We start from the raw sequence: 23,711 nt of genomic DNA, 5'->3' as shown, positions 1-23,711 counted from the left end.
GCAAGAACGTAAGCGCAAGTCTCGCCACGGCTGGCGAGCTCAAGCGGGGCCAGATTGATACGGTGCTCTAGGTGTTCCCGCACAGTGGCGCAGAAGCCCTGGCCAGCAGGTCGGAGCGCTTCAAAGACAAGAGAGCATGAATGGGCTCGTTCAGCCTTCATGCACCGCATTCAGAGTTGGGGGTAAATCATGTTTGTACGCAATGCCTGGTATGTAGGCGCATTGGCTACGCAGCTCGGTCGCAGCTTGCTGCCCGTGCGTATGCTTAGCGAAAACCTGGTGCTGTATCGCCGTGAAGACGGTCAGCCAGTCGCTCTGGAAGATTCCTGTCCACACCGCCGTCTGCCTTTGTCCAAAGGCCGTTTGATTGGCGACCAGGTGGAATGCGGCTATCACGGCCTGACGTTTGATTGCAGCGGCTCCTGTACCAAAGCGCCCGGTGTGGCGCAAATCCCCAAAAGTGCGGTGGTGCGCAGCTACCCCTGTACGGAGCGTTTTGGTCTGGTCTGGGTCTGGATGGGTGACCCTGAGTTGGCTGATCCGTCCAAACTGATCGACATCCCCGAGTGGGATAATCCCGAGTGGGGTGTGAACCGTGGCGATGCCATGGAGCTGGACTGTAATTACCTGTACGTCACCGACAATTTGCTGGACCCGTCGCACGTGTCCTGGGTCCACCAAAGCTCCTTTGGTAGCCCTGACATCATCGGCCTGCCCTTGACCGTCAAGGTTGAGGACCATGGCGTGACGGTCTCGCGCTGGTCCAAAAATGTGGAAGTTGCACCGTTTTACAAGCAGTTTGTGAAATTTGAAGGCAATTGCGACCGTAAGCAGCAATACGAAGTGCGTTTCCCATCGCTGGCCGTGATCAAGGCTATCTTCCTGCCCGCCGGTGCCGCCACCGAAGAGCCCAGCGAGTACCACCAGGACGTTTTCCTGATGGACTCCTATAACTTCCTGACGCCTATCGACGAAGATCACACCCGCTACTTCTGGTTCCAACTGCGTAATTTCAGCCCGGATGACGAGGCCGTTTCCAAGATTTTCAACGAAGACGTGCGCCACGCCTTCCTGGAAGACAAAGTGGTTCTGGAAGAAGTGCATAAGGCCCTGAAAGAGCGTCCTGCCGCTTTGGATTTACCCTTGGATTCCGGCCCCTTGCGTTTCCGTCGCAAGATCAGCCAGATGATTCAGGCCGAGCAAGCCGTTACCAGCGAGACCACGACGGCTTGAGCGTGATGAATACGACTGCATCGCCTGCGCCCACCGAGAACACGGCCAGCCGCCGTTTCCGGGCCTATCGCGTACTGGAAAAACAGCGCGAAAGTGACGTGATTACTTCATTTGTCCTGGAGCCGGTGGACGGTGTTGTGCCGTCTTATCAGCCGGGCCAGTATCTGGTGTTTCGCCTGGAGATTGACGGGCAAACCGTGTTGCGCAACTACAGCGTGTCGGGGGACCCCGACTGCACGGATCGACTGCGCATTTCCGTCAAGCACGAGAAGGCCCCAGCAGGGTTAAGCGTGGCTGATGGTTTGGCCTCCTCCTATCTGCACCAACAGGTGCAGCCGGGCGATGTGCTGAGCGCGGCCGGACCGATGGGCGAGTTTGTGCTGGATGAAAGCAGCCAGCGGCCTGTGGTGCTGCTTAGCGGTGGCGTGGGCCAAACCCCTTTGCTGGCTATGTTGCATCGTTTGCTTAAACACAGTCAGCGTAAGGTGTCTGTGATCCATGCCTGTGATAACAGCACGGTGCATGCCTTTGCGGATGAAATGCGCGAACTGGCCGCACAACGCGAGGGTGTGCAACTTTACTTCTGCTATCGCAACCCGACTGAAGATGATGAACAAGCCGGTTTGCACCATGTGGCGGGACTGATTACACGTGAGCAGTTGCAGCATTGGCTGCCACTGGATGATTACGAGTTTTACCTGTGTGGGCCTAGTGCCTTCATGCAGAGCAATTACGGTGTGCTGCGTAGCCTGGGTGTGGCGCGAGAGCGCATTCACTATGAGTTTTTTGGTCCGGCGACGGTGCTGGAAAACACCTTGGCCGGTGATGTTGCGGCCAGCGTTGTTCAGCCAGAGCCGTCAGGGGCAGGGCCTGAGGTGCTTGGCAGTGCGATTGCAAGTGCGTCAGAGCCGGAGTCGCCCGCCGTCGTGGATGAAACTGCCACGGCTGCCACGCAGACCGTGACGTTTCTGCCCGATGGCCGTCAGGCTCAATGGCATGAGGACTGTCCTTCCTTGCTGGATCTGGCTGAAGAAACGGGCTTGAGCCCGGACTTCAATTGCCGGGCGGGCCTGTGCAATACCTGCATGTGTACCCTGGTATCGGGCGAGGTTGATTATTTTGAAGAGCCTCTGGATCCGGTGCCAGAGGGCAAAGTCTTGTTGTGCTGTTCCCGTCCCCGTGGCCCGGTGGCCGTGGAATTGCCCTAAGCGTTTTTCAATTGCTTGTTGAGGTTTGCCCCGTCCTGTTGGGACGGGGTTTTTTTTCAAAAAAAAATCATATGCTTCCTTGTTGGAAGTCAGGCGGATTTTCGATGTCTGGAGCAGGGGGGCGTGATATCGGGACTGTTGAAGTGGTGGTGTTACATAGGCTGGATGGGGAAGCGATCATGCGCTGTTTTATTTTCCCTTCTGCTCTGAGATAGCCGTCATTGTTACCACTACCATCACAACAACTACTACAGCCGCAGCAGCAGTAAGAAGCCTGGCGACCTTGCTATAGCTGTGCCTGTTCAATGATCCAATCACTAAAGGCACGGACCTCTGCTCTTTGCGTCGTACTGGGCAAGGTCACCAGGTAGTAGGCAAAGCGGGCTGGCCAGGGCTTGTCCAGCACTTGCACCAAGCGGCCTGCGGCGATTTCATCTTGCGCATACTCCTGCGGTATCAAGGCTAGTCCCAGGCCCGCAATCGCACCGCGAATCAGCAAGTAATCATCCTCGAAAGCCGTGCCGCGATCGGCGCGCGCATCGTCCTTTACCCCGTTGGCAGACAGCCAAAGTGCCCAGTCGGCCCGGTCGGCATCCTGCAGCAATGGCCATGCCAGGCAATCCGCCGGTTCCTGAATGGCCAGTTTGTCTTTCAGCAAGGCGGGGCTGGCTACAGGCAGCAAGACAGGGGCCATCAAGGGCTCGGCCTGCAAGCCGGGATACACGCCCAAGCCGTGGCGAATGGCGATATCGACGTTGTCGCGGCGCAGGTCCACCAGCGTGGGGGAGGCCTCCACACGGATTTCGATATCAGGATGCTGTTGCTTGAAGTCGGCCAGCCGGGGAATCAGCCAGGAAGCGGCAAAGGAAGGCACGGTACTGATTGTCAGTGTCTTGCGCTGCTTGGTGGCGTCTAGCGTGTGCATGGCCTGTTCGATCTGGTCAAACGCCGTCAGCAGGACAGGGTAGACCTGTTCACCTGCTTCGCTCAGGCTCATTTTGTGGTGGCTGCGCACGAACAGTGTGACGCCCAAGCGATCTTCTAGCAGCCGGATTTGCTGGCTGACTGCGCCCGAGGTCACGCCCAGTGCCTGGGCGGCCAGCTTGATGCTGCCGTGGCGTCCGACTTCGGTAAAGGCGCGCAGAGCCTGCAAAGGAAAGACAGGGTTCATGGTTTAGTTTATCTAAATCTCTAAAGCAGATTTAATCGTTTTTCTTTGTCTGTATAGCTTGGGAGAATGGGCTTCTGAATCGTTTTTAAAGTTTAGCTTATCTATATGCAAAAGAAGAGCGAACTTGCTGTTTGGGAGCCACACCATGATTGATCTGTACACCGATAGTTCGCCTAACGGCTTTAAGGCAACCATCGCTCTGGAAGAACTGGCGCTACCGTATCGCCTGCATCATGTGCGTATTGATGCGAATGAGCATAAGCAGCCGCAGTTTCTGGCCTTGAATCCGCATGGACGTATCCCGGTGATGAAGGACAATGAAACGGGCATTGTCCTGTTCGAGTCTGCCGCGATCTTGTTGTATTTGGCAGAGAAAACCGGCCAATTGCTTTCAAACGATCCCCAGCAACGCTGGGAAACGATCAAATGGCTGCAATTTCATTCCTCCAGCGTGGGGCCGATTCTGGGCCAGCGCGTACACTTCGAGCTGTTCGCCCAGGAGAAGATTCCGGCCGCTATCGAGCGCTACCGCCGTCTGGTGAATGATCTGTTCACCGTGCTGGATACACGTCTGGCAGACCATCCTTATCTGGCAGGACAGGACTACTCCATTGCCGACATTGCGCATTTTGGCTGGACGCATATTGCGCGAATTATCGACTTTGATTTCAGCCAGTACCCGCACATGAGCGCCTGGCATGAACGTGTGGCCCAGCGCCCAGCCGTTCGTAAAGGCATCACCTTGCCTGAACCTGCTACCGGCGCTTGAGGAGAAAACATCATGACGATTGAAACAAGCCAGACTCAAGGCTCATCTTTCCCTGCCTTTGCCACTCATCCTGGTTATAGCCGCATGTTTGCGCCGGGTTGTCTGACCATGGGTATCTTTCTGCCCCTGCGTTTTTATCAAGGCGATATGAGTGTGCTGGCTGGGCAGGCGGCGCTGGTAGAGGAGATAGACCGCCAGGATTTTGCGGCGGTGTGGGTACGTGACGTGCCTTTGTATGACCACAGCTTCGGGGATGCGGGGCAAGTGTTCGACCCCTTTACCTATCTGGCTTTTTTGGCTGCTCGCACCAAGCGGGTGGCCTTGGCCACGGGCAGTACGATTTTCTCCTTGCGTCACCCGATCGACCTGGCCAAATCCGCCTTCACCATTGACCAGTTATCGGGCGGACGCCTGGTGTTGGGTATTGCTTCCGGGGACAGGCCCGTGGAGTTTCCCGCCTATGGCGTGGAGCGAGCCGAACGGGCAGAGCGTTTCGCGCAGGCTGTCAGCTACTTCCGTCAGTTAACGCAAGCGGGGCAATTGAATATCGACTCTCCGCTAGGCCGCTTTGATACGGCAGAGCTGCTACCCAAGCCCGTGCATGGTTCCATTCCTTTGATTGTCACCAGTTCCTCGGGACAGTCGCCCGAATGGATTGCAGAACACGCCGATGGTTGGTTGACCTACCCGGAAGCGACTCATACGCCGCTGGGCCCGCAAAAGCTGGCTGCGAAAATTCGGGCCTGGCGCGCTCGGATTCCAGATGGCGGCTTTCGTCCGCATATGACCAACGAGTGGCTGGATTTGGTGGACGACCCTGATTATCCACGCACCCCTTTGCGCGGTGGCTTTACACTGCGTACCGGGCGCAAGGGGCTGATGACCTTGTTGGAGGAATGGCAGGCAGCGGGTGTGAATCATGCCGCTTTGGGTATTCAGTTTTCGCAGCGACCGGCGGCGGAAATTGTCCAGGAGCTGGCTGAATATGTGCTGCCGCATTTTGCCTCTCACCAGGAGCAGCCAGCCCTTGCAACAGCTTGGTAGCGACAGGGGAATACAAGCATGACTAGCAGTGCAGAACAGCCCGGAGCCGATGGTATTCAGATCCGGGATTTGCAGCCGCAAGACCGGGCTGCCTGGGAGCGGCTGTATCGGCAGTATGCCGAGTTTTACAAAGAACCCATGAACGAAAATATCTTGGCTCGGACCTGGTCCTGGCTGCTGGATGCGCGGCATCCTTTGCAGGGCAAGGTGGCAACGACGGCGGATGGTGCGTTGCTGGGCCTGGCGCATTACCGTCCTTTCCCGGAGCCTTTGTTGGGCAAAGAAGCAGGCTTTCTGGATGACTTGTTTGTATCTCCTGAACAGCGAGGCAGCGGACTGGGCCGTCGTTTGATTGAGGCCGTCGCCCAAGCCGGTAAGGAGCAAGGCTGGCCGTTTCTGCGCTGGATCACGGCGGCTGACAATGCCCAGGCGCGGAGGCTGTACGATGGTCTGGCTCAGGCAACAGCGTGGGTGACGTATGACTTGAATCTGGAGAAGGCTGGCGATACACAGAACTGAGAGTGTCTGTTCTGCTCGATGGTGAGCGTGATGGTTTGTCGCGCAAGTCTTTTGCGGGCTATTTCGCTAGAAGAAACCCGACGACTTGCAGACTTAATGTCCGTAATCCCAGCCCTAAGAACACATAAGGGCTGGGATTACGGACATGGGTACGCTTGATTGCCTTATTGTCCGCCATAGCTCGCTCCTGGAATTATTTATGAAAAGTGACGACGGGTGATCCAAATGAAGGGAAGACTTATCGAAAGCCTTCCCTTTTTTATCTTCAAACTTCGCGTTTGATTCTTGCCTCCAGCAGCATCAAAGCCAGCAAAACCACACTGCTCATTCCTAGTCCAAAGACCACCAGCGGCCACGCCGTATCCCCATCCAACAGGGTCACTGCCAACGTACCGATCACGCTAACGATCAGGCTTTCCACGCAAAAGTAGATCGCCACGGCGGAACCGGCCACGTCGTTGAATTGAGCCAAGGCGCCATTGGCGGTGACGGATACGGTCATCACAATACCAATGGCGGCCAGCCACATGGGCAGGATGAAGCTGGCAAAGGAGGGATCCAGCCAGAGTTGTCCGGCTGCCAGTAGCAGGACGGCAAGGGCGATCAAGCCCATGCCGCGTTTCAGGCTCCCGGCTGTGCCCCAGCGAGCAACAATGGCTTTGGACAGGCGGGTGGTGGCAATCATCACCAGGGCAACACTGGCAAAGGCCAGGCTAAAGCCCATTTCCGAATAGCCCGCTTGTCCGATCAAGACTCGTGGCGCGGTCGAGAAGTAGACAAAAAATGTCCCCATCCCGGTAGAGAAGCCCAGGGTGTAGACCCAAAAGGCCGGGCTTTTGAGTACGGCCAGTGCGGACTGTTGTGAATGTATTGGTTTGGCAGGCCGCGTTTCTGGCCATTTGAGCAGTGCATGGATCCAGGCCAGCAGTCCTATGCCAGCCAGACTCAGGAAGATGGCCTGCCACCCGCCTGCACGGGCAATCAAAGCACCGGCAATCGGCCCCAAGGCGGGGACAAAAGCCAGGATGGAGCTGAACAGGCTATAGATCACTACTCCTTCAGGGCGATCGGCATAGACATCGCGCACTGTGGCAAACAAGGCCACAAGGGTGGCCGAAGCCCCCAGTGCTTGCAGCACCCGAAAACCCACAAAAGCCCAGGCGGAGCTGGACAGGGCGGCGGCTGTTGAAGCCAGCACGAACAGGGCGGCCCCTGTCAGCAAAACAGGCCGTCGGCCTATGCGATCCGACAGGGGGCCAAAGATCAGTTGCCCGGCACCCAATAGCAGCATGTACAGGCTAAGGGTTAGTTGGATGACGGCAGGGCTGGTGCCCAGAAGCGCCGGCATGGCCGGGACGACGGGCAGGTAAATATCCATCCCCAGGGAGGCGAGGATGTCGAAGGGCGCCATCAGCAGCAAGGCGGCTGGCAGCGTAAAAGCCCAGGAAGAGCGTGAGGAAGACATAACAAAATTACCACTCGAAAAAGAAATCGGGCGGCGTCTGTTTGTTATCAATCAGCGGGATTGGAAGTACAGAACGCCGCAACAAGATAAGAGCTTGTTGCGGCTTATTCAGTTGCTGACTTAGTGCTCGTCATGTAGACGGCTCCTCACTTAAATAATTTGCTGGGGGGTGTTGGCGAAATGCGGTACGTGTACCGGTCAGCGCAATCCCCAAGAGGGTATATGGCCTTGTTGCGGCAGTTGCCCATTATAGGGGGAGGTTTTTATGGCTTTGAAGCTTCAACCCAGTATGGCTGTTGCGTTTCTGTCCTATCCGGTTTTGGCAAGACGCACTGCCTCGCTGGAGTTGCCGGTCTTGTTCTTCTTCACCCGGATGGCGGCAGCTTTCAGCAAGCGCTGGAATGTCGGGCATTGCGTATGGTTGGCGGCGGGGCAGTGGGCAGCGTGGCGCAAGCCTTCGCTCATGGCTTTCAGGCGCTTGATGGTGGCATCCAGTTGATCGGCCTTGGACAGCAGCAATTGCCTGTCTACCTGCGGAGCCCCATCGGGAGGCAGCATGGCCCGTATTTCTTCCAGCGATAAACCACCCGCTTGCCCCAGGGCAATCAAGGCCAGTTGATCCAGCACTTGTGGTGTAAAACGGCGTCGTTCACCGGGGGCGCTGACTGCGCTGATCAGGCCCTCCTTCTCGTAATAACGCACGGTGGAGGAGGGCAAGCCGGTATGTTTGGCGACTTCTGAAATATCCATCGTGTACCTATTGACTTGAAGTTGACTTCAACTTCTATGATCACTCAAAACAAGGTGCTTATCAACGGAAAGGATTGCCAATGTTATCGATCAATGAGTGGGTGCAGGTGATGCTGATTGGGGTCGGAGCCACCATTTTTATGGATATTTGGGGCTTGATTCAAAAAGCGCTGGGCGTTGCTACGCTGAACTACGCCATGGTGGGCCGCTGGGCCGGACATTTGCTGCGTGGCCAGATTACGCACAGCCATATCGGCAAGGCTGAACCGATTGCGGGGGAGTCTGCCCTGGGCTGGTTCATTCACTATGCCGTGGGCATTGTTTTCGCCTTTTTGCTGGTCGCGGTCTATGGCACCGCATGGCTGCAAGATCCCCGCTGGCTGCCCGCCGTCATGGTGGGCACGGTGACGGTGGTGATGCCCTTTTTTGTCATGCAGCCTGCCATGGGTGCCGGAGTGGCTGCATCGCGTACCCCTACGCCTTGGATCAATCGTTTGCGCAGCGTGCTGACACACGCAATTTTTGGTCTGGGCATGTACTTTGCGGCCTTGCTGATCCAGCAAGTGGCCTAAGGCGATGTAATTTGTTGGGACATCTGTCATGAGTAGCCTGAAAACTACCGGAACCATCCCGTCTGGCGTCTATCTGCTTGCCCTGAGCCTGTTTGCCATGGGCAGTGCCGAGTTTCTGATGGGTGGCATCCTGGGCTGAATGCCTGCAGACACGCTTGGGTCTGACATTAAGCATCGAAGAAGCCCAGGAGCTGTTCTTGTGTGTGAGTCAGTCCCAGGATGCCGCTTCCAACTGACCGGAGGATGATGGCTGGGATTAGGCCGGTTGTTTGGGCAAGGCCCGCCATTGCTGGACCGTAATACGGCTGATGTGTTCAGTCCGGTAGTCCTGCAGGAACTGGTTGTACTTGTTTTCCTCGGTGTGATGATGGCGAAAGCCACACTTGGCTTGCGCAATTTGCGATTGGGTATTGTTGGCAAAGTAGCCACACCACAGGGCCTTCAGTTTCAGCGTTTCAAAAGCGTGTCGCATCACTTCGCGCACGGCCTCGGGGATCAAGCCTTGCCCCCAGTAAGGGACGCCAATCCAATAGGCAATTTCGCCTTCTTCTGCACTGATCTCGAAGTTGCTGTACTTGCCGATCAGAATGCCAATACAACCGACGGCGCGGCCATTGTCCTTGTGTACGACGGCATACACTTCGGGCATATTGAAAACGGTGCGGATAATTTCGGCACTTTCCTCAACGCTGGTATGAACCGGCCAACCTGCAATCGGGCCGACTCGTTCATCTTTGGCGTATTCGTACAGATCCTCGGCGTCGCTGTCCTGCCAGGGGCGTAAAATAAGTCTTTCTGTTTGAAGTTTCATTTTGTTTACTCACGGTCAAGCAGCAAACAGAATAGAAGCTGGCGGGTTTGACGAACAGAGCGGGACCTTGGCAGTTTCGGTACTTTTAGAAAGTCTTGCCTGTTGTTAGCCAGTCAAGGACAGTTCAGCCCCATGCATCACATTCCACAATTATTCAGCGCCCAAGACGGCTGCCTGACGGGCGAGACAACGCTGTCCGAAGGCGTGGGCATGCCTTTGTCTTTTGGTCATGCCTATATGACCTTGATGATCTGCCTGTCGGGTCGCGCCCTGGTCAGCCTGAACTTCAAGGATCAGGTCGTACGTACCCATGATGTGCTGGTGCTGGCCGAAGATACGATGACCTTGCTGAAACGACGCTCGCAAGGCTTCAAGGTGTTTTTCCTGTTGATGCCCAAGAACCTGGCGTCAGAAGTGGCTTATCCGCTGCCCAATTCCCTGTTTGTGTTCCTGCACGACAATCCCTTGTGTGTGCCCCTGCAAAAGGATCGGGCTTTGCTGGCCGCATGGCTGGTGCAACTGCGCCAGATTGTGCAGGCCCGAGGGCGGTATCAACACATCATGCTGCGTAATCAGCTGCAGAACTTCTTTCTGCGTATTGCCGAGCAGATTCCGTCCGAATACCAGGGTAGCCAGTCGTTCAGCCGCAAGGAAATGATCAGCTGGCGTTTCTGGGAGCTGGTAGGCCAGCAATGTCGAAAGCACAGAGAGGTGAAGTTTTATGCGGATGCGCTCAATATCACGCCGTTTTACCTCTCCCAACTGAGCAAAGAGTTCTTCAACGACAGCCCCAAGGCCTTGATCGACAGACAGGTGGTTCTGGAGATCAAGGCGCTGCTTTCCTACAGTCAGTTGGCAATCGGGCAGATTGCCGATCAGTTGAGTTTTGAGGATCCCTCGTATCTATGCCGTTACTTCAAGCGTCACACAGGCTTGTCGTTGACCCGCTATCGCCAGCATGAGCAGGCCCGTTCCGGTGTGGTGGCAATAGGCTGATAGAGGGAAGGTGGGGGTTGCAAGTGATCAGCTCAAGGGCGGGTCGTGCCTGGTCAATACGATAAGAAAATGGCGATGTTGTATGGCTCAGGAAGGCGAGAAGTCTGTCCGCCTGATCGATGCGTTTGGGACTCAAACTCCAGGCGGAGCAGGTTTACAGCCTACATTTTGCCGGTGAATTTATAGCGGTCGCCAGGGTGCCACAGTCTTGCGTGAGTCGTGAACTGCTCGCTGGAGAAGGTGCGGCGGTCCATCACCAAACAGGGCTGCTGCTCTTTCATGTGCAGGGCTTGTGCGATTCTGGCGGGAGGCACCAGCACTTCAATGCTGTAAAAGCCGGTCGGCAAGGGGGCAACCCGCAGCAGATACTCGTTAGGCGTGATCTGGCTCCAATCCTGCTCCATGTAATCTGGGGCCATGTGCGCATCCACCAGACGATCTTCATATTGGATGGGCAAGCCATTTTCTGCATGAACAATAATGGAATGAAACAGGGCTGAGCCCGGTGCAATGCCATACAAGCGCGCTTGAGCCGGGCTGGCCTGCAGCCGCTCTACGCTCAGCACCTGACAGCTATGTTGGTGGCCGCGCTCCCGTATGTCCTGCGCGATGCTGCGTATCTCGATCAAGGTGGACTGGAATTTGGGCTGCGCCACATAGGTGCCCGAGCCTTTGATGCGGACCAGCAACTTGTCGGTGGTCAGTTCACGTAGAGCGCGGTTGACCGTCATGCGTGACACACCAAACTGCTCGCATAAAGCCAGTTCGGTGGGAATCAGATCGCCTTCGCGCCATTGGCCGGATTGGATTTTTTCCAGCACAAAATTTTTGATTTGCAGGTAGGCGGGTAACGCCGATTCGGAGGGCGTATTGCTCGTCTGGGGGGCATCCATTCTTATGCTTTCCTGTAGGACGTGTCCACACTCAAAAGGGCCTCGCGCAGACCAGACTTAAGGTCGTGAACTGGGCAGTGAGTGAAGCCATGCTCACGGTCATGAGCTTATGCAAGACTCTGCTTGGTATATGTATAGACAACTTGAAAAAATGACTATACATTGACGTGAGCTTACAAGAAAACCGTTGTTTTGTCGGCGCCTGGGCCTGCCATCAGTGTGTGGAGCAGCCTGCCAGATAGAACCAGCGCGTACCCAGAGACACCTCAGACGGAGGACATCACCATGCCAGATCATCACACTTCGGCGGCCCGCCAAGATCCTCGTTTCGATCCTGCGCGGCAGATTCATGCCCCCACGGGGACACAGCTTAGTTGCAAAAACTGGGTGGCGGAAGCCGCATACCGCATGATTCAGAACAATCTGGATCCAGCCGTGGCCGAGAATCCGCAACATCTGGTGGTATACGGCGGCATTGGGCGTGCAGCCCGGAACTGGGAGTGCTACGACCAGATTCTGGCCAGCTTGCGCGAACTGGAGGATGACCAGACCTTGCTGATTCAGTCCGGCAAGCCGGTGGGCGTATTCCGTACGCATAGCGATGCACCGCGTGTGTTGCTGGCCAACTCGAATCTGGTGCCCAAATGGGCCACGTGGGAAAAGTTTCACGAGCTGGATCAGGCCGGTTTGTTCATGTACGGACAGATGACGGCAGGTAGCTGGATCTACATTGGCAGCCAGGGCATTGTGCAAGGCACCTACGAGACGTTTGCCGAGGCAGGCCGTCAGCATTTTGGTGGTTCGCTGGCCGGGCGCTGGATTCTGACCGCTGGCCTGGGAGGCATGGGCGGTGCGCAGCCTTTGGCCGCGACCTTTGCTGGAGCGGTATCGCTGACGATTGAATGCAAGCAAAGCCGTATTGACTTCCGTTTGCAGACTCGTTATTTGGATAAGCAGGCGCGGGATCTGGACCATGCGCTGGAGCTGATTGCTCAGCACACGGCCGCCAAGGAGGCCGTGTCGATTGGCTTACTGGGCAATGCGGCTGACGTGCTGCCTGAGCTGGTGCGACGCGCCCAAGCCGGTGGTTTGAAACCTGATCTGGTCACGGACCAGACCTCCGCCCACGATTTGCTCAATGGCTATTTGCCTTCGGGTTGGACGGTGGAGCAGTGGCAGGCGGCGCAGCAAGATCCCGCTCAACATGCTCGTATTCAGCAAGCGGCTGCCAAGTCTTGCGTGGTCCATGTGCAGGCCATGCTGGATTTCCAGAAAATGGGTATTCCGGTTGTGGACTACGGCAATAACATTCGCCAAGTCGCGTTTGATGAAGGCGTGGCCAATGCCTTTGACTTTCCCGGTTTTGTGCCCGCCTATATTCGCCCCTTGTTTTGTGAGGGCAAAGGCCCATTCCGCTGGGTGGCCTTGTCGGGCGACCCGGAAGACATCTACAAAACCGATCAAAAAATCAAAGAGCTGTTTCCGGACAATCAGCACGTGCATCGCTGGCTGGACATGGCGCAGGAACGCATTGCTTTCCAGGGCCTGCCTGCACGAATTTGCTGGCTGGGGCTGGGCGAGCGTCATCGCGCCGGTCTGGCCTTTAATGAAATGGTGCGTAACGGCGAGTTGAAAGCGCCAATTGTGATTGGTCGTGACCACCTCGATACCGGCTCGGTGGCCAGCCCCAATCGCGAAACTGAAAGTATGCGTGATGGCACGGATGCCGTGTCGGACTGGCCTTTGCTCAATGCCTTGTTGAATACCGCAGGCGGGGCGAGTTGGGTTTCGCTGCACCACGGGGGCGGGGTGGGTATGGGCTACAGCCAGCACGCGGGTATGGTGATTGTGGCCGACGGTAGCGAGCAGGCGGCGGCCCGTCTGGAGCGGGTCTTGATTAACGATTGCGCCAGTGGTGTGATGCGTCATGCGGATGCAGGCTACGAGCTGGCGATTCAAACGGCCAAGAGTTTCGGGCTGACATTGCCCATGATCAAGTAAGAACAACAGGACAGATAAATGAGCAAGCGTATCGAACTTTCTCCCGGCGCACTGACCTTGGCACAACTGCGCCAAATCTGGCAGGAACCGACTGTTCTGACTCTGCCGCCAGAGGCGATCGGGGCCATGGATGCGTCCTCGGCCATTGTGGCCAAGATTATCCGTGAAGGTAATCCCGCCTATGGCATCAATACCGGTTTTGGCAAATTGGCCCAGCAACGCATTCCCGACCACGATCTGGAGCAGTTGCAAAAGAACCTGATTTTGTCGCACTCCGTGGGAGTGGGTGAGCCGGTGTCCGATGCGGTTGCGCGCTTGATCATGGCTATGAAAATCGCCAGTCTGGCACGGGGATTTTCGGGTATTCGCTCGCATGTGGTCACGACCTTGCTGAATATTTTGAATGCGGGCGTGGTGCCTTTCATTCCGTCCAAGGGTTCCGTGGGCGCATCGGGCGATTTGGCACCTTTGTCGCATATGACACTGACCCTGATCGGTGAAGGACAAGCCAAGTGGCAGGGTGAATGGATGCCGGCCCAGCAGGCTTTGGCCAAGGCCGGTATCACCCCGATTGTGCTGGCTGCCAAGGAAGGGTTGGCGCTGATCAATGGCACGCAAGTGTCTACGGCCCTGGCACTGAACGGCCTGTTCCGCGCCCAGACCTTGTTCCGCAATGCGATTCTGGCCGGTGCCTTAAGCGTGGACGCCGCCAAAGGCAGTGATGCGCCTTTTGATCCGCGTATCCATGAGGTGCGTGGGCAGCCAGGACAGATTTACGCGGCCCGCCTGTATAGGGAACTGCTTGCCGGCAGCCAGATTCGTCAGTCGCACCGGGACAATGACAACAAGGTGCAGGACCCCTACAGCTTGCGTTGCCAGCCCCAGGTCATGGGCGCGATTCAGGATCTGATCACGCAAAACGAACGTGCCTTGCTGACCGAAGCCAATGCCGTCACGGATAACCCACTGGTGTTCCCCGGTAAGGATGGCGAGCCGGATCAGGTGCTTTCAGGCGGCAACTTCCATGCCGAGCCGGTCGCGTTTGCCGCCGATGGTTTGGCTCTGGCCATTGCTGAAATGGGGGCCTTGGCAGAGCGTCGAGTCGCCTTGCTGATTGATGCCAGCATCTCCGGACTGCCTCCGTTCCTGGTGCCGTCCGCAGGCCTGAATTCGGGCTTCATGATTGCCCATGTGACGGCGGCGGCTTTGGCCTCGGAAAACAAGTCGCTGGCCCATCCCGCCAGTGTGGATAGCTTGCCGACTTCGGCGAATCAGGAAGATCACGTCAGCATGGCAACCTTTGCGGCGCGCAGGCTGGAAGACATGGCACAGAACACGGCTGCGATTGTGGCAATTGAATTGTTGTGTGCGGCACAGGGCATTGATTTTCATGCGCCTTTGCTGACTTCGGCGCGTTTGAAGAAGGTGCAGGATGCGATTCGTCAGGCCGTTCCTTTCTACGATCAGGACCGTTATCTGGCTCCCGATATCGAGGCCCTGAAAGCCTTGGTGCTGGACGAAAGCTTGGCAGCGACGGCGGCGGATCTGTTTTAGTTTTCATGAAGTACTGCTGATTGTTTTTGTCTCCACGAACTTGTCCCTGGCCTGGATCACCAAGCCGGGGATTTTTTTGTCGCCGGGCCGCCCCAAGACAAAAAGCTCCCCCTCGGGGGCAGCAAGCCGAAGGCGTAGCGTGGGGGGGGGCTTCACGACGACTCCAGCATTGCATTTCGCTGGACTACACCCTGCCGGCACAAGTCCACGCTGAATGCTACGGCTGCTGCTGCGTCCCATACGTAGGCAGGCACGGTATGCGCTATGTTCATAACGAGGCGTGGAATGTGGCTGAGCGGGTGGTGAATCGGTTGTTCCACGGCGAGAGATTGATAAGTGTATCCGATACGGGTATAGTTTGGAGGTCGATATGACGTGCGTTCTCAAGCGCAAAGACTTTGCACGATGGCAGGCGGCCGAGAAGCTGCCCGATATTGCCTTGTGCAAGGCAGTTCATGAGATGGAAAGCGGTTTGATCGATGTGGACTTGGGGGGCGCCTTATACAAGAAGCGGGTAGCTCGCCCTGGTGGTGGCAAAAGCGGCGGCTATCGCAGCTTGCTTTCGGCCAGAATAGGTAGCCGTTATGTGTTCTTGCATGGGTTCTCCAAGAGCGACAAGGGGAACATCACGCAGGATGAGAAGAAAGCGCTGCAATTTGTCGGTAAGGTGTTCTTGGGTTTGTCCCCTGAAGCCTTGTTTAATGCATTGCAGGCTGACGTGTTATTGGAGGTGCATTGTGAGCAAGATCATCGAATCGCTACGCGGCGACCTGGCGGCGCTCCAGGAGGCAGGAGCGATTGGCAAGGTGACGATGCGCGAGTTTGACGCGATTTGTCCGCCGCCAGTTCGGGAGTTCGATGCAGCCGACATCAAGCGGCTGCGAGAAGGCTTGAAGTTCAGCCAACCGGTATTTGCGCTTTATTTGCATACCACGGCATCGACCATACGCAAGTGGGAGCAAGGTGAAACCCATCCTACCGGCCCGGCGCTCAAGTTGCTGAACATCATTGCCGACAAGGGCTTACAGGCCATTATCTGATTTTTTTGTACCTAAGCCTTGTTCAGTAGACTACTCAGCGTTTCTTGATAGGCGGCAAAGGCCGCTTCTTCTTGCGGATGATGGCCGTCTGCCACACAGGCTTTACCGCTGACGAATACATCACGAATCGGGTTGGCGTGGGCGCGCTCGGAAAAGACCAGAGCTGACAGCCAATGTTGACTGTCCAGCCCCGCCAGACTGGAGTGTTCCAGATCAATCACCATTAAATCCGCCTGATGGCCGGGGCTGAGTTGCCCGCTGGCTCGTCCGGATGCTTGTGCGCCGCCGCGCGTGCAGGTCTCAAACACGTAGTCCGCCACAAAAGGCTGTTGGGGTGAAGTCAGCACATTGCGTTGCTGGCTGATTAATCGTTGACCATATTCCAGCAAGCGTAGCTCGGCGCGCCAGTCCACGCAGATATGGCTGTCCGAGCCTATACCCATATGACCATGCTCGGCCAGAAAGGCGGCGGCGGGGAACAGGCCATCGCCCAGATTGGCTTCGGTGGTCAGGCACAAGCCGGCTACGGCACCGCTGCGGGCAATTTGCTTGCGCTCTTGCTCGTCGATATGAGTGGCGTGGACCAGACACCAGCGTTCGTCCACGTTGAAGTTGTCATACAGATAAGCCACCGGGCTGCAGCCTTTGACGTCCTGGCAGGCCAGCACTTCGGCCATTTGCTCGGCAATGTGGATGTGAATCGGGTGGCGTGATGGCAGGCTGTGCAGGCCGTCGATCAGGGTATTGATGGAAGCAATATTGGTGGCGCGCAGGGAGTGGGGCGCAATACCGTAACGCCGGTCAGCATTCAACGGGTGGCTGGAGTGCAAGGACTCCAGCAGGTACAGCAACTGTGTGGGGCTATTCAAAAAGCGTTGTTGATCCTGGCGGGGAGCCTGACTGCCGAAATTGCTGTACTGATACAGCACGGGCAGCAGGGTAATGGCCAGTCCGCTGGCGCTGGCCGCCTCCATGACGCCTTGGGCCAGCAGACTTATGGGCGCGTAATTTTGGCCGTCGCGCTGGTGATGCAGGTAGTGGAATTCGCACACGCTGGTGTAGCCTGCTTTTAGCATCTGTATATAGAGCCAATGGGCAATGGCCTGCATGTGCTCGGGTTCCAGACGGGCGGCGAAGCGGTACATCAGGTCACGCCAGCTCCAGAAACTGTCCTGGCCTTGTCCCCGGAATTCAGTCAGCCCGCTCATGGCGCTTTGAAAAGCGTGTGAATGCAGATTGGGCATGCCCGGCAGTGCGGCGCCCAGTGCCTTATATACGGAGCCTGCGGTGTCTATGTCTTGTTGGTTGGCTTCGGGGAGAACATGCGTCAGCGTACCGTCCCGGTCCCAGCGCAGCAGTACATTGGCTTGCCATTGGCTGTCCAGATAGGCCCAGGGGGCCCAGAGCGCATCGTAGTGCCGCAGAATAGTCATGGTGATTCCTTACGCAGGTCACGGCTGATGATTCCTTGGTACACGACCAGGGCACAGCGTGGCAGGCCCATCCAGTAGACCAGCTCGGGCAGGGAGTCTATATCCCAGGCAACAAAGTCGGCGCGGGCCCCGATACTCAATTCACCGCTGATATTCGGGGCACCCAGGGCTTTGGCAGCATGGCGGGTGACACCTGCCAGGGCCTCAGGGACTGTCAGCTTGAAAAGCGTGCTGCCCATATTCAGCATCAGTAATAGGGAAGCACAGGGGGAGGTACCGGGGTTGCTGTCGGTGGACAGGGCCATGGGCACGCCGTGTTTACGTAGCAATCCGATAGGGGGTAACTGAGTTTCACGCAGGAAGTAGTAGGCACCGGGCAGGAGTACGGCCACGGTTCCTGCTTGTTTCATGGCGATGACACCGGCCTCATCCAGATATTCCAGATGATCGGTAGACAGGGCGTGGTAGCGTGCTGCCATTTCTGTACCGCCCAGGTTGGAGAGCTGTTCGGCGTGCATTTTGACGGGCAGGCCCAGGTCTTGGGCTGCTTTCAGGACGCGCTCGGACTGCTTCAAATCAAAGGCAATGCGCTCGCAAAAGACGTCAACCGCATCGATCAGTCCTTCTTGTGCCAGCGTGGGCAGCATGTGATCGCACACCAGATCCAGATAGGCATCGGTTTGCCCGGCAAATTCAGGGGGCAGGGCATGGGCCCCTAAAAAGGTGGTACGTACGGTTACCGGACGTAACTCACCCAGACGACGGGCCACACGCAGCATCTTGCGCTCGCTCTCCAGATTCAGGCCGTAGCCGGATTTGATTTCGATCGCGGTGACGCCTTCGTCCAGCAAAGCATCCAGACGACGCAGGGCCTGGGCCAGCAGTTCGTCCTCGCTCAAGGAGCGGGTGGCGTTAACGGAGGACACAATGCCCCCGCCCTGACGGGCGATGTCTTCATAGGAGGCCCCTGCCAGCCGCAAGGCAAATTCCTGGGCGCGGTTATCGCCGTAAACCAGATGAGTGTGGCAATCGATCAGGCCTGGAGTGACCCAGCGGTTTCCCAGCCTGTGTTCTTCTGTGGCTTGCTGCCACTGTGCGGGCAGAGCATGGCGCGGGCCCATCCAGGCGATACGGCCTGCCTGTTCGACCAGGCAGGCATCTTCAATGACTTGCTCGGGGTCGGCGTTGGGGGCCAAGCGTAAATCAGTCCAAAGTGTGTAGCGCATGGTTTTATTCCGTGGGAGCGATATAGGCGTAGACCAGTGGAGCATCAGCGTGCTCGGCCTGCAGTTGCAGCGACAAGGGGGCGGATGTGCTGCCTGTCAGGGCCTGCCCGGTGTTCAAGGTCCAGCGATGTATGTCGGACTGGAGCTGGTAGCCGCCTTGCGGTGCATACAGAAAGTGCGTGCCTGCGGCCAAGGTCATGGGAGCATTCCGTCCTTGCCAGGCTTGCAGGCTGCCCTGGGCTCGGCCCCGGCGCAGCATCAGATTCAAGTCCTGCGTGGGTCCGAGCGGTAACACGCAGGCCACCCGGTCCTCGCCCGCGAAGGCGTAGGGCTGGAAAGGGTGCAGCACATGAATGTGGTCATGGTGGGTTAGCTGCATGTTGTCGCCTTTGATCAACATGATGTGTCGATCTATGCCGGGAAAGCGTGAAAAATCGCCGGAAGTGTGGACTTGGGCCAGGCTGATGCGCCAGTCAAAGTGCTCATAATCGGAATTCTTTGGGGAGCACCGTATTTCGTGCGTGGTGCCACCACCGTTTTTCCAGGGCTGCGCGGGCAGGCTGCTGATGTTTAGCAGGTCAAGCAAAGTGGCAGGGTGAGGGTCGCTCATGGTGGCATGGCTCCGAGCAGATTTTTAATTGTATATACAATAGCTGAGTCTAGACAAAGTGCGACGATTGCCTTGAAGGGGAGATCGATTTTTCAGGGTAAATCCCGAGCTGATACGGTTTGGCTACTTGCGCTGCAAGCCGCTTGGTGGCAAGGTATACGCTAATAAACCCGCGTCATAACTCATTCAAAGGTGCAGGATGCCTGGTTTGTCCGGCATCCTGCGTTCATTGTTGCAAGCTAGAAAGTTTGCATATGAAGTATTTAATCGTTCTTCTTCAGGACTTTTCCGAATCATGGATACCCTCTCGCAGTCTTTTACCTTTTCCCAACGTGCCCAGAAACTGAGTGGCTCCGCAATTCGTGAAATTCTCAAGGTCACTGCGCGTCCCGAGATTATTTCCTTTGCGGGCGGTCTGCCCACTCCAGTTGGCTTTCCTGTCGAGGAAATGCAAAGCGCGTTCAATAAGGTACTGAGCGAGCAGGGTCGTATGGCCTTGCAATACACCACCACGGAAGGCTATCTGCCCCTGCGTCAGTGGTTGGCAGAACAAATGAGCGCCGAAGGCTCCCCTGTACACGCCGACGAAATCCTGCTGGTAAACGGTTCGCAGCAAGCGCTGGATATGCTGGGCAAGTTGTTCATTGACGAGGGCAGCAAGGTGTTGGTGGAATCGCCTACTTACCTGGGTGCCTTGCAGGCTCTGTCGGTGTACGACCCTTCTTTTGTGGCGATTCCTACCGATGGTCAGGGCATGATTCCCGAGTACGTGTCGGCTCCTGAAGCTATGGGTGCCCGTCTGCTGTACGCACTGCCTAACTTCCAGAACCCGACCGGCCTGCGTTTGCCCTTGGAGCGTCGTCAGGATCTGGTGGAACGATGTGCTGCCGCACATATCCCAATCGTCGAGGACGATCCCTACGGCGAACTGCGTTACGCTGGCGAACGCCTGCCCAGCTTGCTGTCTTTGGGCCGCAAGGCAGGTGCCACCGTGATTCGTCTGGGCACCTTCTCTAAAGTTCTGGCTCCCGGCCTGCGTCTGGGTTACATCGTGGCTCCTGCCAAAATCATCGACAAGCTGGTGCAGATCAAACAGGCCACGGACTTGCATACCTCCACGTTGACGCAGATGGCGGTTTACGAAGCCGTACATAACGGGTTCCTGGAACAGCACCTGCCCAAAGTGCGCGATATTTACCAGAAACAGTGCGCCATCATGCTCGATGCGATGGACAAGAACTTCCCGGATACGGCCCAATGGACTCGTCCTGAAGGTGGCATGTTCATTTGGGTGACCTTGCCCGAGCACGTGGATGCCACGGCCCTGTTGCAAAAAGCGATTGAAAATCTGGTGGCTTTTGTGCCTGGCGAGCCCTTCTACGCGGGCAAGGACGTCAAACGCAACACCTTGCGCCTGAGCTTTGCGACTGTGCCCGAGGAAAAAATTCGCGAAGGCATCGCCATCTTGGGTAAACTCATCAAAGAAGCCTGATGGGTGTTTGGCAGGCAATGGACGCAGACTGATGGTCTGCGTCTTTTCACGCGCTGGCTGGCCAGCGTTGTGGTTTTCAAGGGTCGTCCATTTTGCTCTCTTTGCTCCTGGAGCATGAGCAGGTTCCTGGAATCCACCGCATACCCTCAGCCAGAGGGTATGCCTGTTTCTAGTCTATGGCTCAAGGCCTGGATTTAGGTTTTACCTCTATGACATCTCCATCCGCTTCGGAGTCTTCTCCGCGCCCAGATCTGTCCGATATGCGCCCCACCAATGACTGGGTGGCCCGTTATTTGCCCGCCTCCTGGGGGCCTTATGCGCGCTTGTGCCGGCTGGACCGGCCTGTGGGCACTTGGTTGACCCTCTTGCCCGCCCTGGCCGCTCTGGTGCAGGCGGCGGACGGTCTTCCTACCTTGTGGCGTGTGGTGATCTTTTCCCTGGGTGCCTTGTTGATGCGTGGCATTGGCTGCTGCTTTAACGATATGGCGGACCGCAACTTTGACCACCAGGTTGAACGCACCCGTTTCCGGCCTTTGACCAGCGGGCAGCTCACCATGCGCAAGGCCGTGATCTTCGTGCTGGCGCAGATGGCTGTGTGTGCCTTGCTGCTTTTTGCCATCAATGAGTACAGCCGCTGGCTGGCGCTGGCCCTGTTTCCCATTGTGATGATCTACCCACTGTGCAAGCGCTTTACCTATTGGCCGCAAGTGGTTCTGGGGATCTGTTTTAACTGGGGCATGCTGATGGCCTGGTCCGACACGCAGAACATAGTGCCTTTGGGTGCCATCCTGATGTGGGTGGGCGCGATTTTGTGGCAGGTAGGCTATGACTCCATCTATGCCTATATCGACGTGGCCGACGATACCAAGCTGGGTCTGCACTCGACCGCCTTGCGTTTTCGTGAGGCCGGCAAGACCTGGATCAGCGGTTTTTATATAGCCGCCATGTTGTGCTGGCTGGTAGGCGGTTTGCTGTTGGACGAGCGGATTTTGTATTACGCCGTGATGGCGGTTATTGGTGCCCATCTGCTGTGGCAGATGAAACATTTTGACGTGCGCTATCCCGAACGAGGCCTGCGCCTTTTCCGTGCCAACATCTGGGTTGGTGTTTTGCTGGTGGTGGCCGCGTTGGCGGGCACAATCAGTTTGGTTTGATACGCAGCAATTTACATAAAGCTTTAAAGGTTCGAAGAATGGCTTCTCCTCTTGAGTATGTTGCAACGGCGCTGTTTGCCATTGCCATCGTCCACACCTTCTCGGTTCCGGTGTTTGCACGCTTGGCCAATAAAGGCGGCAGCCATGCAGGGCTATGGCACATGTTGTCCGAGGTCGAAGCCGTGTTTGGCGTCTGGGCCTGTGTGCTGGTGGCTTATATGGCCGTTTTTGTGGACTTGCAGTCGGCCATCGAGTATTTGGAGAGCCGCAACTTTACCGAGCCCATGTTCGTGTTTGCGATTATGGTGGTTGCCGCCAGCCGCCCGATTCTGGAGCTGGTGAACAAGATCGTGTCGGTGCTGGCACGAGCGGTACCCGTGTCGAACCAGATTTCCACCTACTTCATCACCATTTCCGTGGTGCCGTTGGTGGGTTCCCTGATTACCGAGCCCGCTGCCATGACCTTGGCGGCTTTGCTGCTGCATAAGGCGTATTTCCGCCATCAAGGCCATGCCGGTTTCAAGTATTTGACCGTGGGTGTGCTGTTTGTGAACGTGTCCATTGGCGGCGTCTTGACCGCGTATGCGGCACCGCCTGTCCTGATGGTTGCCAGCACGTTTGGCTGGGACAGCGCCTTTATGGCAACGCATTTTGGTTGGCGCGCTATTTTGGCCGTCTTGATCAATGCCACTTTGGTCACACTGATTTGCCGTAAAGCTTTGCTGGAAATGGGGCAGGGCATGCCCGAGCCCAGCCAAACCCAACGCCCGGTACCGATTGGTGTCATGGCGGTTCACGTGGCTTTCCTGATAGCGGTTGTGCTCGGTGCGCATCACCCCATTGTGTTCATGGCGTTGCTGATGCTGTTCATTGGTTATGCCCATTCGTACAAGCATTACCAGAACCCCTTGCTGGTGCGCGAAGGTCTGATGGTTGGTTTCTTTCTGGCCGGTCTGGTGGTGCTGGGTGGTTTGCAAAAATGGTGGTTGCAGGATTTGCTGGGCGGCCTGTCGCCGACGGTGCTGTTCTGGGGTGCAACGGCCTTGACCGCTGTGACCGATAATGCTGCCTTGACCTATCTGGGCTCTTTGGTTGAAGGTACGTCGGACATTTGGCGATACATGCTGGTGGCAGGTGCTGTAACTGGCGGTGGCTTGACCGTGATTGCCAATGCACCGAACCCCGCTGGCTTCTCCATTTTGAAAGGCAGCTTTCCGGACGGGGCCATCTCACCCCTGCGCCTGCTGCTTAGCGCCGCAGCACCGACCTTGATTGCTGCCTGCCTATTTTTGATCTAAATCGGATGGCCGCCGCAGGCGGCCTGTCTGGCGGGGTGAAGTTCAGTGCGATTGCACCCCAAAAAGGGCTAAAATCACGTCAGAAGTGCCCCTGTGAACTCTTTTCGGGTTCTTTTTGAGCGGGTCCCCAGCTTGAAATTTGCTGGTTTCGACCCTACTTATTTATCTCTCGAAGTTTGTTTCGGCTTTTTGTTAGGATGAGTCGTGCCTATCTATGCGTATAAATGCAGCTCGTGCCAATACGAAAAAGATGTGCTGCAAAAAATGTCGGACCCCGTTTTAGAGGTTTGTCCAGAATGTAATCAGCCTACCTTTACCAAACAGGTAACGGCGGCAGGATTCCAGCTCAAGGGTACGGGCTGGTATGTAACGGATTTTCGTAACCAGGGTGGCAGCAAGTCCGCGGACAGTGGCGCTACGTCCACGCCTGCGCCTGCGGCGACACCCACGTCCTCATCGTCCAGCTAACACC

22 protein-coding genes and 1 pseudogene are annotated in these 23,711 nt (G+C 56.6%); 15 read left to right on the top strand and 8 right to left on the bottom strand.

Going from position 1 to position 23,711, the window contains the following annotated elements; translation table 11 throughout:
- Positions 1-189 precede the first annotated feature (189 nt).
- The gene (locus OKX01_RS17990) at positions 190-1,233 is read left to right on the top strand and encodes an aromatic ring-hydroxylating dioxygenase subunit alpha (protein WP_264672210.1); all 1,044 of its coding nucleotides are present in this window, start codon (positions 190-192) and stop codon (positions 1,231-1,233) included.
- Between the two features lie 5 nt (positions 1,234-1,238).
- Complete coding sequence (locus OKX01_RS17985) at positions 1,239-2,441, top strand: FAD-binding oxidoreductase (protein WP_264672209.1); 1,203 nt, start codon at positions 1,239-1,241, stop codon at positions 2,439-2,441.
- A 286-nt stretch (positions 2,442-2,727) separates the two neighbouring features.
- Here OKX01_RS17985 and gcvA read toward each other — a convergent pair whose 3' ends face one another.
- Positions 2,728-3,612, bottom strand: a complete 885-nt coding sequence (gene gcvA, locus OKX01_RS17980) for a transcriptional regulator GcvA (protein WP_264672208.1) — start codon at positions 3,610-3,612, stop codon at positions 2,728-2,730.
- A gap of 145 nt (positions 3,613-3,757) precedes the next feature.
- On the opposite strand from gcvA, the gene OKX01_RS17975 reads away from it, so the two are divergent.
- The 3 genes from OKX01_RS17975 to OKX01_RS17965 are packed head-to-tail and all read left to right on the top strand — an operon-like array spanning position 3,758 to position 5,944.
- A complete protein-coding gene (locus OKX01_RS17975; RefSeq protein ID WP_230019426.1) occupies positions 3,758-4,381 on the top strand; it encodes a glutathione S-transferase family protein in 624 nt (207 codons plus the stop codon).
- Positions 4,382-4,393: 12 nt separating this feature from the next.
- Positions 4,394-5,425, top strand: coding sequence for an LLM class oxidoreductase (locus tag OKX01_RS17970; RefSeq protein WP_264672207.1), 1,032 nt, complete (start codon positions 4,394-4,396; stop codon positions 5,423-5,425).
- An 18-nt stretch (positions 5,426-5,443) separates the two neighbouring features.
- Positions 5,444-5,944: a GNAT family N-acetyltransferase gene (locus tag OKX01_RS17965; protein ID WP_108728351.1), complete on the top strand. Its 501-nt coding sequence runs from the start codon at positions 5,444-5,446 to the stop codon at positions 5,942-5,944.
- 265 nt (positions 5,945-6,209) lie between these two features.
- Here the strand turns inward: OKX01_RS17965 and cml are convergent, their stop codons facing one another.
- Together cml and OKX01_RS17955 are read right to left on the bottom strand one after the other, a co-directional pair.
- On the bottom strand, positions 6,210-7,409 hold the full coding sequence (cml, locus tag OKX01_RS17960) for a CmlA/FloR family chloramphenicol efflux MFS transporter (protein WP_264672206.1): 1,200 nt from the start codon (positions 7,407-7,409) through the stop codon (positions 6,210-6,212).
- Positions 7,410-7,718: 309 nt separating this feature from the next.
- Positions 7,719-8,159, bottom strand: a complete 441-nt coding sequence (locus tag OKX01_RS17955; RefSeq protein ID WP_108728353.1) for a helix-turn-helix domain-containing protein — start codon at positions 8,157-8,159, stop codon at positions 7,719-7,721.
- A gap of 80 nt (positions 8,160-8,239) precedes the next feature.
- On the opposite strand from OKX01_RS17955, the gene OKX01_RS17950 reads away from it, so the two are divergent.
- Positions 8,240-8,731 (top strand): DUF2938 domain-containing protein, encoded by a 492-nt coding sequence (locus tag OKX01_RS17950; protein WP_264672205.1) that lies wholly within the window; start codon positions 8,240-8,242, stop codon positions 8,729-8,731.
- A gap of 256 nt (positions 8,732-8,987) precedes the next feature.
- Here OKX01_RS17950 and OKX01_RS17945 read toward each other — a convergent pair whose 3' ends face one another.
- Positions 8,988-9,542: a GNAT family N-acetyltransferase gene (locus OKX01_RS17945; protein ID WP_264672204.1), complete on the bottom strand. Its 555-nt coding sequence runs from the start codon at positions 9,540-9,542 to the stop codon at positions 8,988-8,990.
- A gap of 132 nt (positions 9,543-9,674) precedes the next feature.
- Between OKX01_RS17945 and OKX01_RS17940 the strand changes: the two genes are divergently transcribed.
- Complete coding sequence (locus tag OKX01_RS17940; RefSeq protein WP_230019421.1) at positions 9,675-10,538, top strand: AraC family transcriptional regulator; 864 nt, start codon at positions 9,675-9,677, stop codon at positions 10,536-10,538.
- 161 nt (positions 10,539-10,699) lie between these two features.
- On the opposite strand, the gene hutC is transcribed toward OKX01_RS17940, so the two are convergent.
- A complete protein-coding gene (gene hutC / locus OKX01_RS17935) occupies positions 10,700-11,431 on the bottom strand; it encodes a histidine utilization repressor (protein WP_094198084.1) in 732 nt (243 codons plus the stop codon).
- 285 nt (positions 11,432-11,716) lie between these two features.
- On the opposite strand from hutC, the gene hutU reads away from it, so the two are divergent.
- From hutU to OKX01_RS17915, 4 genes and pseudogenes are all read left to right on the top strand, one after another.
- Positions 11,717-13,432, top strand: coding sequence for a urocanate hydratase (hutU, locus tag OKX01_RS17930; RefSeq protein WP_264672203.1), 1,716 nt, complete (start codon positions 11,717-11,719; stop codon positions 13,430-13,432).
- An 18-nt stretch (positions 13,433-13,450) separates the two neighbouring features.
- On the top strand, positions 13,451-14,986 hold the full coding sequence (hutH, locus tag OKX01_RS17925) for a histidine ammonia-lyase (protein WP_121739908.1): 1,536 nt from the start codon (positions 13,451-13,453) through the stop codon (positions 14,984-14,986).
- A gap of 370 nt (positions 14,987-15,356) precedes the next feature.
- Positions 15,357-15,737 (top strand): annotated as a pseudogene (locus OKX01_RS17920) (type II toxin-antitoxin system RelE/ParE family toxin); the annotation flags it as partial.
- Positions 15,724-16,026: a helix-turn-helix domain-containing protein gene (locus tag OKX01_RS17915; RefSeq protein WP_035269706.1), complete on the top strand. Its 303-nt coding sequence runs from the start codon at positions 15,724-15,726 to the stop codon at positions 16,024-16,026. The pseudogene OKX01_RS17920 and the gene OKX01_RS17915, both read left to right, overlap by 14 nt.
- Before the next feature lie 11 nt (positions 16,027-16,037).
- On the opposite strand, the gene OKX01_RS17910 is transcribed toward OKX01_RS17915, so the two are convergent.
- Genes OKX01_RS17910 through OKX01_RS17900 form a run of 3 tightly spaced genes read right to left on the bottom strand, consistent with a single transcriptional unit; the run spans position 16,038 to position 19,295 of the window.
- Positions 16,038-17,459 (bottom strand): formimidoylglutamate deiminase, encoded by a 1,422-nt coding sequence (locus tag OKX01_RS17910; RefSeq protein ID WP_249460516.1) that lies wholly within the window; start codon positions 17,457-17,459, stop codon positions 16,038-16,040.
- Positions 17,456-18,685 (bottom strand): imidazolonepropionase, encoded by a 1,230-nt coding sequence (gene hutI / locus OKX01_RS17905; RefSeq protein WP_108728362.1) that lies wholly within the window; start codon positions 18,683-18,685, stop codon positions 17,456-17,458. The genes OKX01_RS17910 and hutI overlap by 4 nt, the downstream gene beginning before the upstream one ends.
- Before the next feature lie 4 nt (positions 18,686-18,689).
- Positions 18,690-19,295, bottom strand: coding sequence for a HutD family protein (locus OKX01_RS17900; RefSeq protein WP_249460515.1), 606 nt, complete (start codon positions 19,293-19,295; stop codon positions 18,690-18,692).
- Positions 19,296-19,590: 295 nt separating this feature from the next.
- On the opposite strand from OKX01_RS17900, the gene OKX01_RS17895 reads away from it, so the two are divergent.
- The 4 genes from OKX01_RS17895 (at position 19,591) to OKX01_RS17880 (ending at position 23,707) form a co-directional block, all read left to right on the top strand.
- Positions 19,591-20,787, top strand: a complete 1,197-nt coding sequence (locus OKX01_RS17895; RefSeq protein ID WP_094198078.1) for a PLP-dependent aminotransferase family protein — start codon at positions 19,591-19,593, stop codon at positions 20,785-20,787.
- 209 nt (positions 20,788-20,996) lie between these two features.
- Complete coding sequence (gene ubiA, locus OKX01_RS17890) at positions 20,997-21,941, top strand: 4-hydroxybenzoate octaprenyltransferase (protein WP_094198463.1); 945 nt, start codon at positions 20,997-20,999, stop codon at positions 21,939-21,941.
- 38 nt (positions 21,942-21,979) lie between these two features.
- On the top strand, positions 21,980-23,239 hold the full coding sequence (locus OKX01_RS17885) for a putative Na+/H+ antiporter (RefSeq protein WP_094198077.1): 1,260 nt from the start codon (positions 21,980-21,982) through the stop codon (positions 23,237-23,239).
- Positions 23,240-23,443: 204 nt separating this feature from the next.
- Positions 23,444-23,707 carry an FmdB family zinc ribbon protein gene (locus tag OKX01_RS17880; protein ID WP_094198076.1) on the top strand — a complete coding sequence of 88 codons (264 nt, stop codon included), beginning with the start codon at positions 23,444-23,446 and terminating at the stop codon, positions 23,705-23,707.
- Positions 23,708-23,711 lie beyond the last annotated feature (4 nt).

Origin of the sequence: Alcaligenes sp. SMD-FA (assembly GCF_025960365.1) — a bacterium.
Lineage (GTDB): Bacteria > Pseudomonadota > Gammaproteobacteria > Burkholderiales > Burkholderiaceae_B > Alcaligenes > Alcaligenes aquatilis.
Note: the sequence above shows the minus strand (reverse complement) of the source record. Positions and strands in the feature narration are given on the sequence as shown.

Coding starts and splice junctions, on each gene's coding strand:
- OKX01_RS17990 (WP_264672210.1), top strand. CDS start 190: ATGTTTGTACGCAATGCCTGGTATGTAGGCGCATTGGCTACGCAGCTC.
- OKX01_RS17985 (WP_264672209.1), top strand. CDS start 1,239: ATGAATACGACTGCATCGCCTGCGCCCACCGAGAACACGGCCAGCCGC.
- gcvA (WP_264672208.1), bottom strand. CDS start 3,612: ATGAACCCTGTCTTTCCTTTGCAGGCTCTGCGCGCCTTTACCGAAGTC.
- OKX01_RS17975 (WP_230019426.1), top strand. CDS start 3,758: ATGATTGATCTGTACACCGATAGTTCGCCTAACGGCTTTAAGGCAACC.
- OKX01_RS17970 (WP_264672207.1), top strand. CDS start 4,394: ATGACGATTGAAACAAGCCAGACTCAAGGCTCATCTTTCCCTGCCTTT.
- OKX01_RS17965 (WP_108728351.1), top strand. CDS start 5,444: ATGACTAGCAGTGCAGAACAGCCCGGAGCCGATGGTATTCAGATCCGG.
- cml (WP_264672206.1), bottom strand. CDS start 7,409: ATGTCTTCCTCACGCTCTTCCTGGGCTTTTACGCTGCCAGCCGCCTTG.
- OKX01_RS17955 (WP_108728353.1), bottom strand. CDS start 8,159: ATGGATATTTCAGAAGTCGCCAAACATACCGGCTTGCCCTCCTCCACC.
- OKX01_RS17950 (WP_264672205.1), top strand. CDS start 8,240: ATGTTATCGATCAATGAGTGGGTGCAGGTGATGCTGATTGGGGTCGGA.
- OKX01_RS17945 (WP_264672204.1), bottom strand. CDS start 9,542: ATGAAACTTCAAACAGAAAGACTTATTTTACGCCCCTGGCAGGACAGC.
- OKX01_RS17940 (WP_230019421.1), top strand. CDS start 9,675: ATGCATCACATTCCACAATTATTCAGCGCCCAAGACGGCTGCCTGACG.
- hutC (WP_094198084.1), bottom strand. CDS start 11,431: ATGGATGCCCCCCAGACGAGCAATACGCCCTCCGAATCGGCGTTACCC.
- hutU (WP_264672203.1), top strand. CDS start 11,717: ATGCCAGATCATCACACTTCGGCGGCCCGCCAAGATCCTCGTTTCGAT.
- hutH (WP_121739908.1), top strand. CDS start 13,451: ATGAGCAAGCGTATCGAACTTTCTCCCGGCGCACTGACCTTGGCACAA.
- OKX01_RS17910 (WP_249460516.1), bottom strand. CDS start 17,459: ATGACTATTCTGCGGCACTACGATGCGCTCTGGGCCCCCTGGGCCTAT.
- hutI (WP_108728362.1), bottom strand. CDS start 18,685: ATGCGCTACACACTTTGGACTGATTTACGCTTGGCCCCCAACGCCGAC.
- OKX01_RS17900 (WP_249460515.1), bottom strand. CDS start 19,295: ATGAGCGACCCTCACCCTGCCACTTTGCTTGACCTGCTAAACATCAGC.
- OKX01_RS17895 (WP_094198078.1), top strand. CDS start 19,591: ATGGATACCCTCTCGCAGTCTTTTACCTTTTCCCAACGTGCCCAGAAA.
- ubiA (WP_094198463.1), top strand. CDS start 20,997: ATGACATCTCCATCCGCTTCGGAGTCTTCTCCGCGCCCAGATCTGTCC.
- OKX01_RS17885 (WP_094198077.1), top strand. CDS start 21,980: ATGGCTTCTCCTCTTGAGTATGTTGCAACGGCGCTGTTTGCCATTGCC.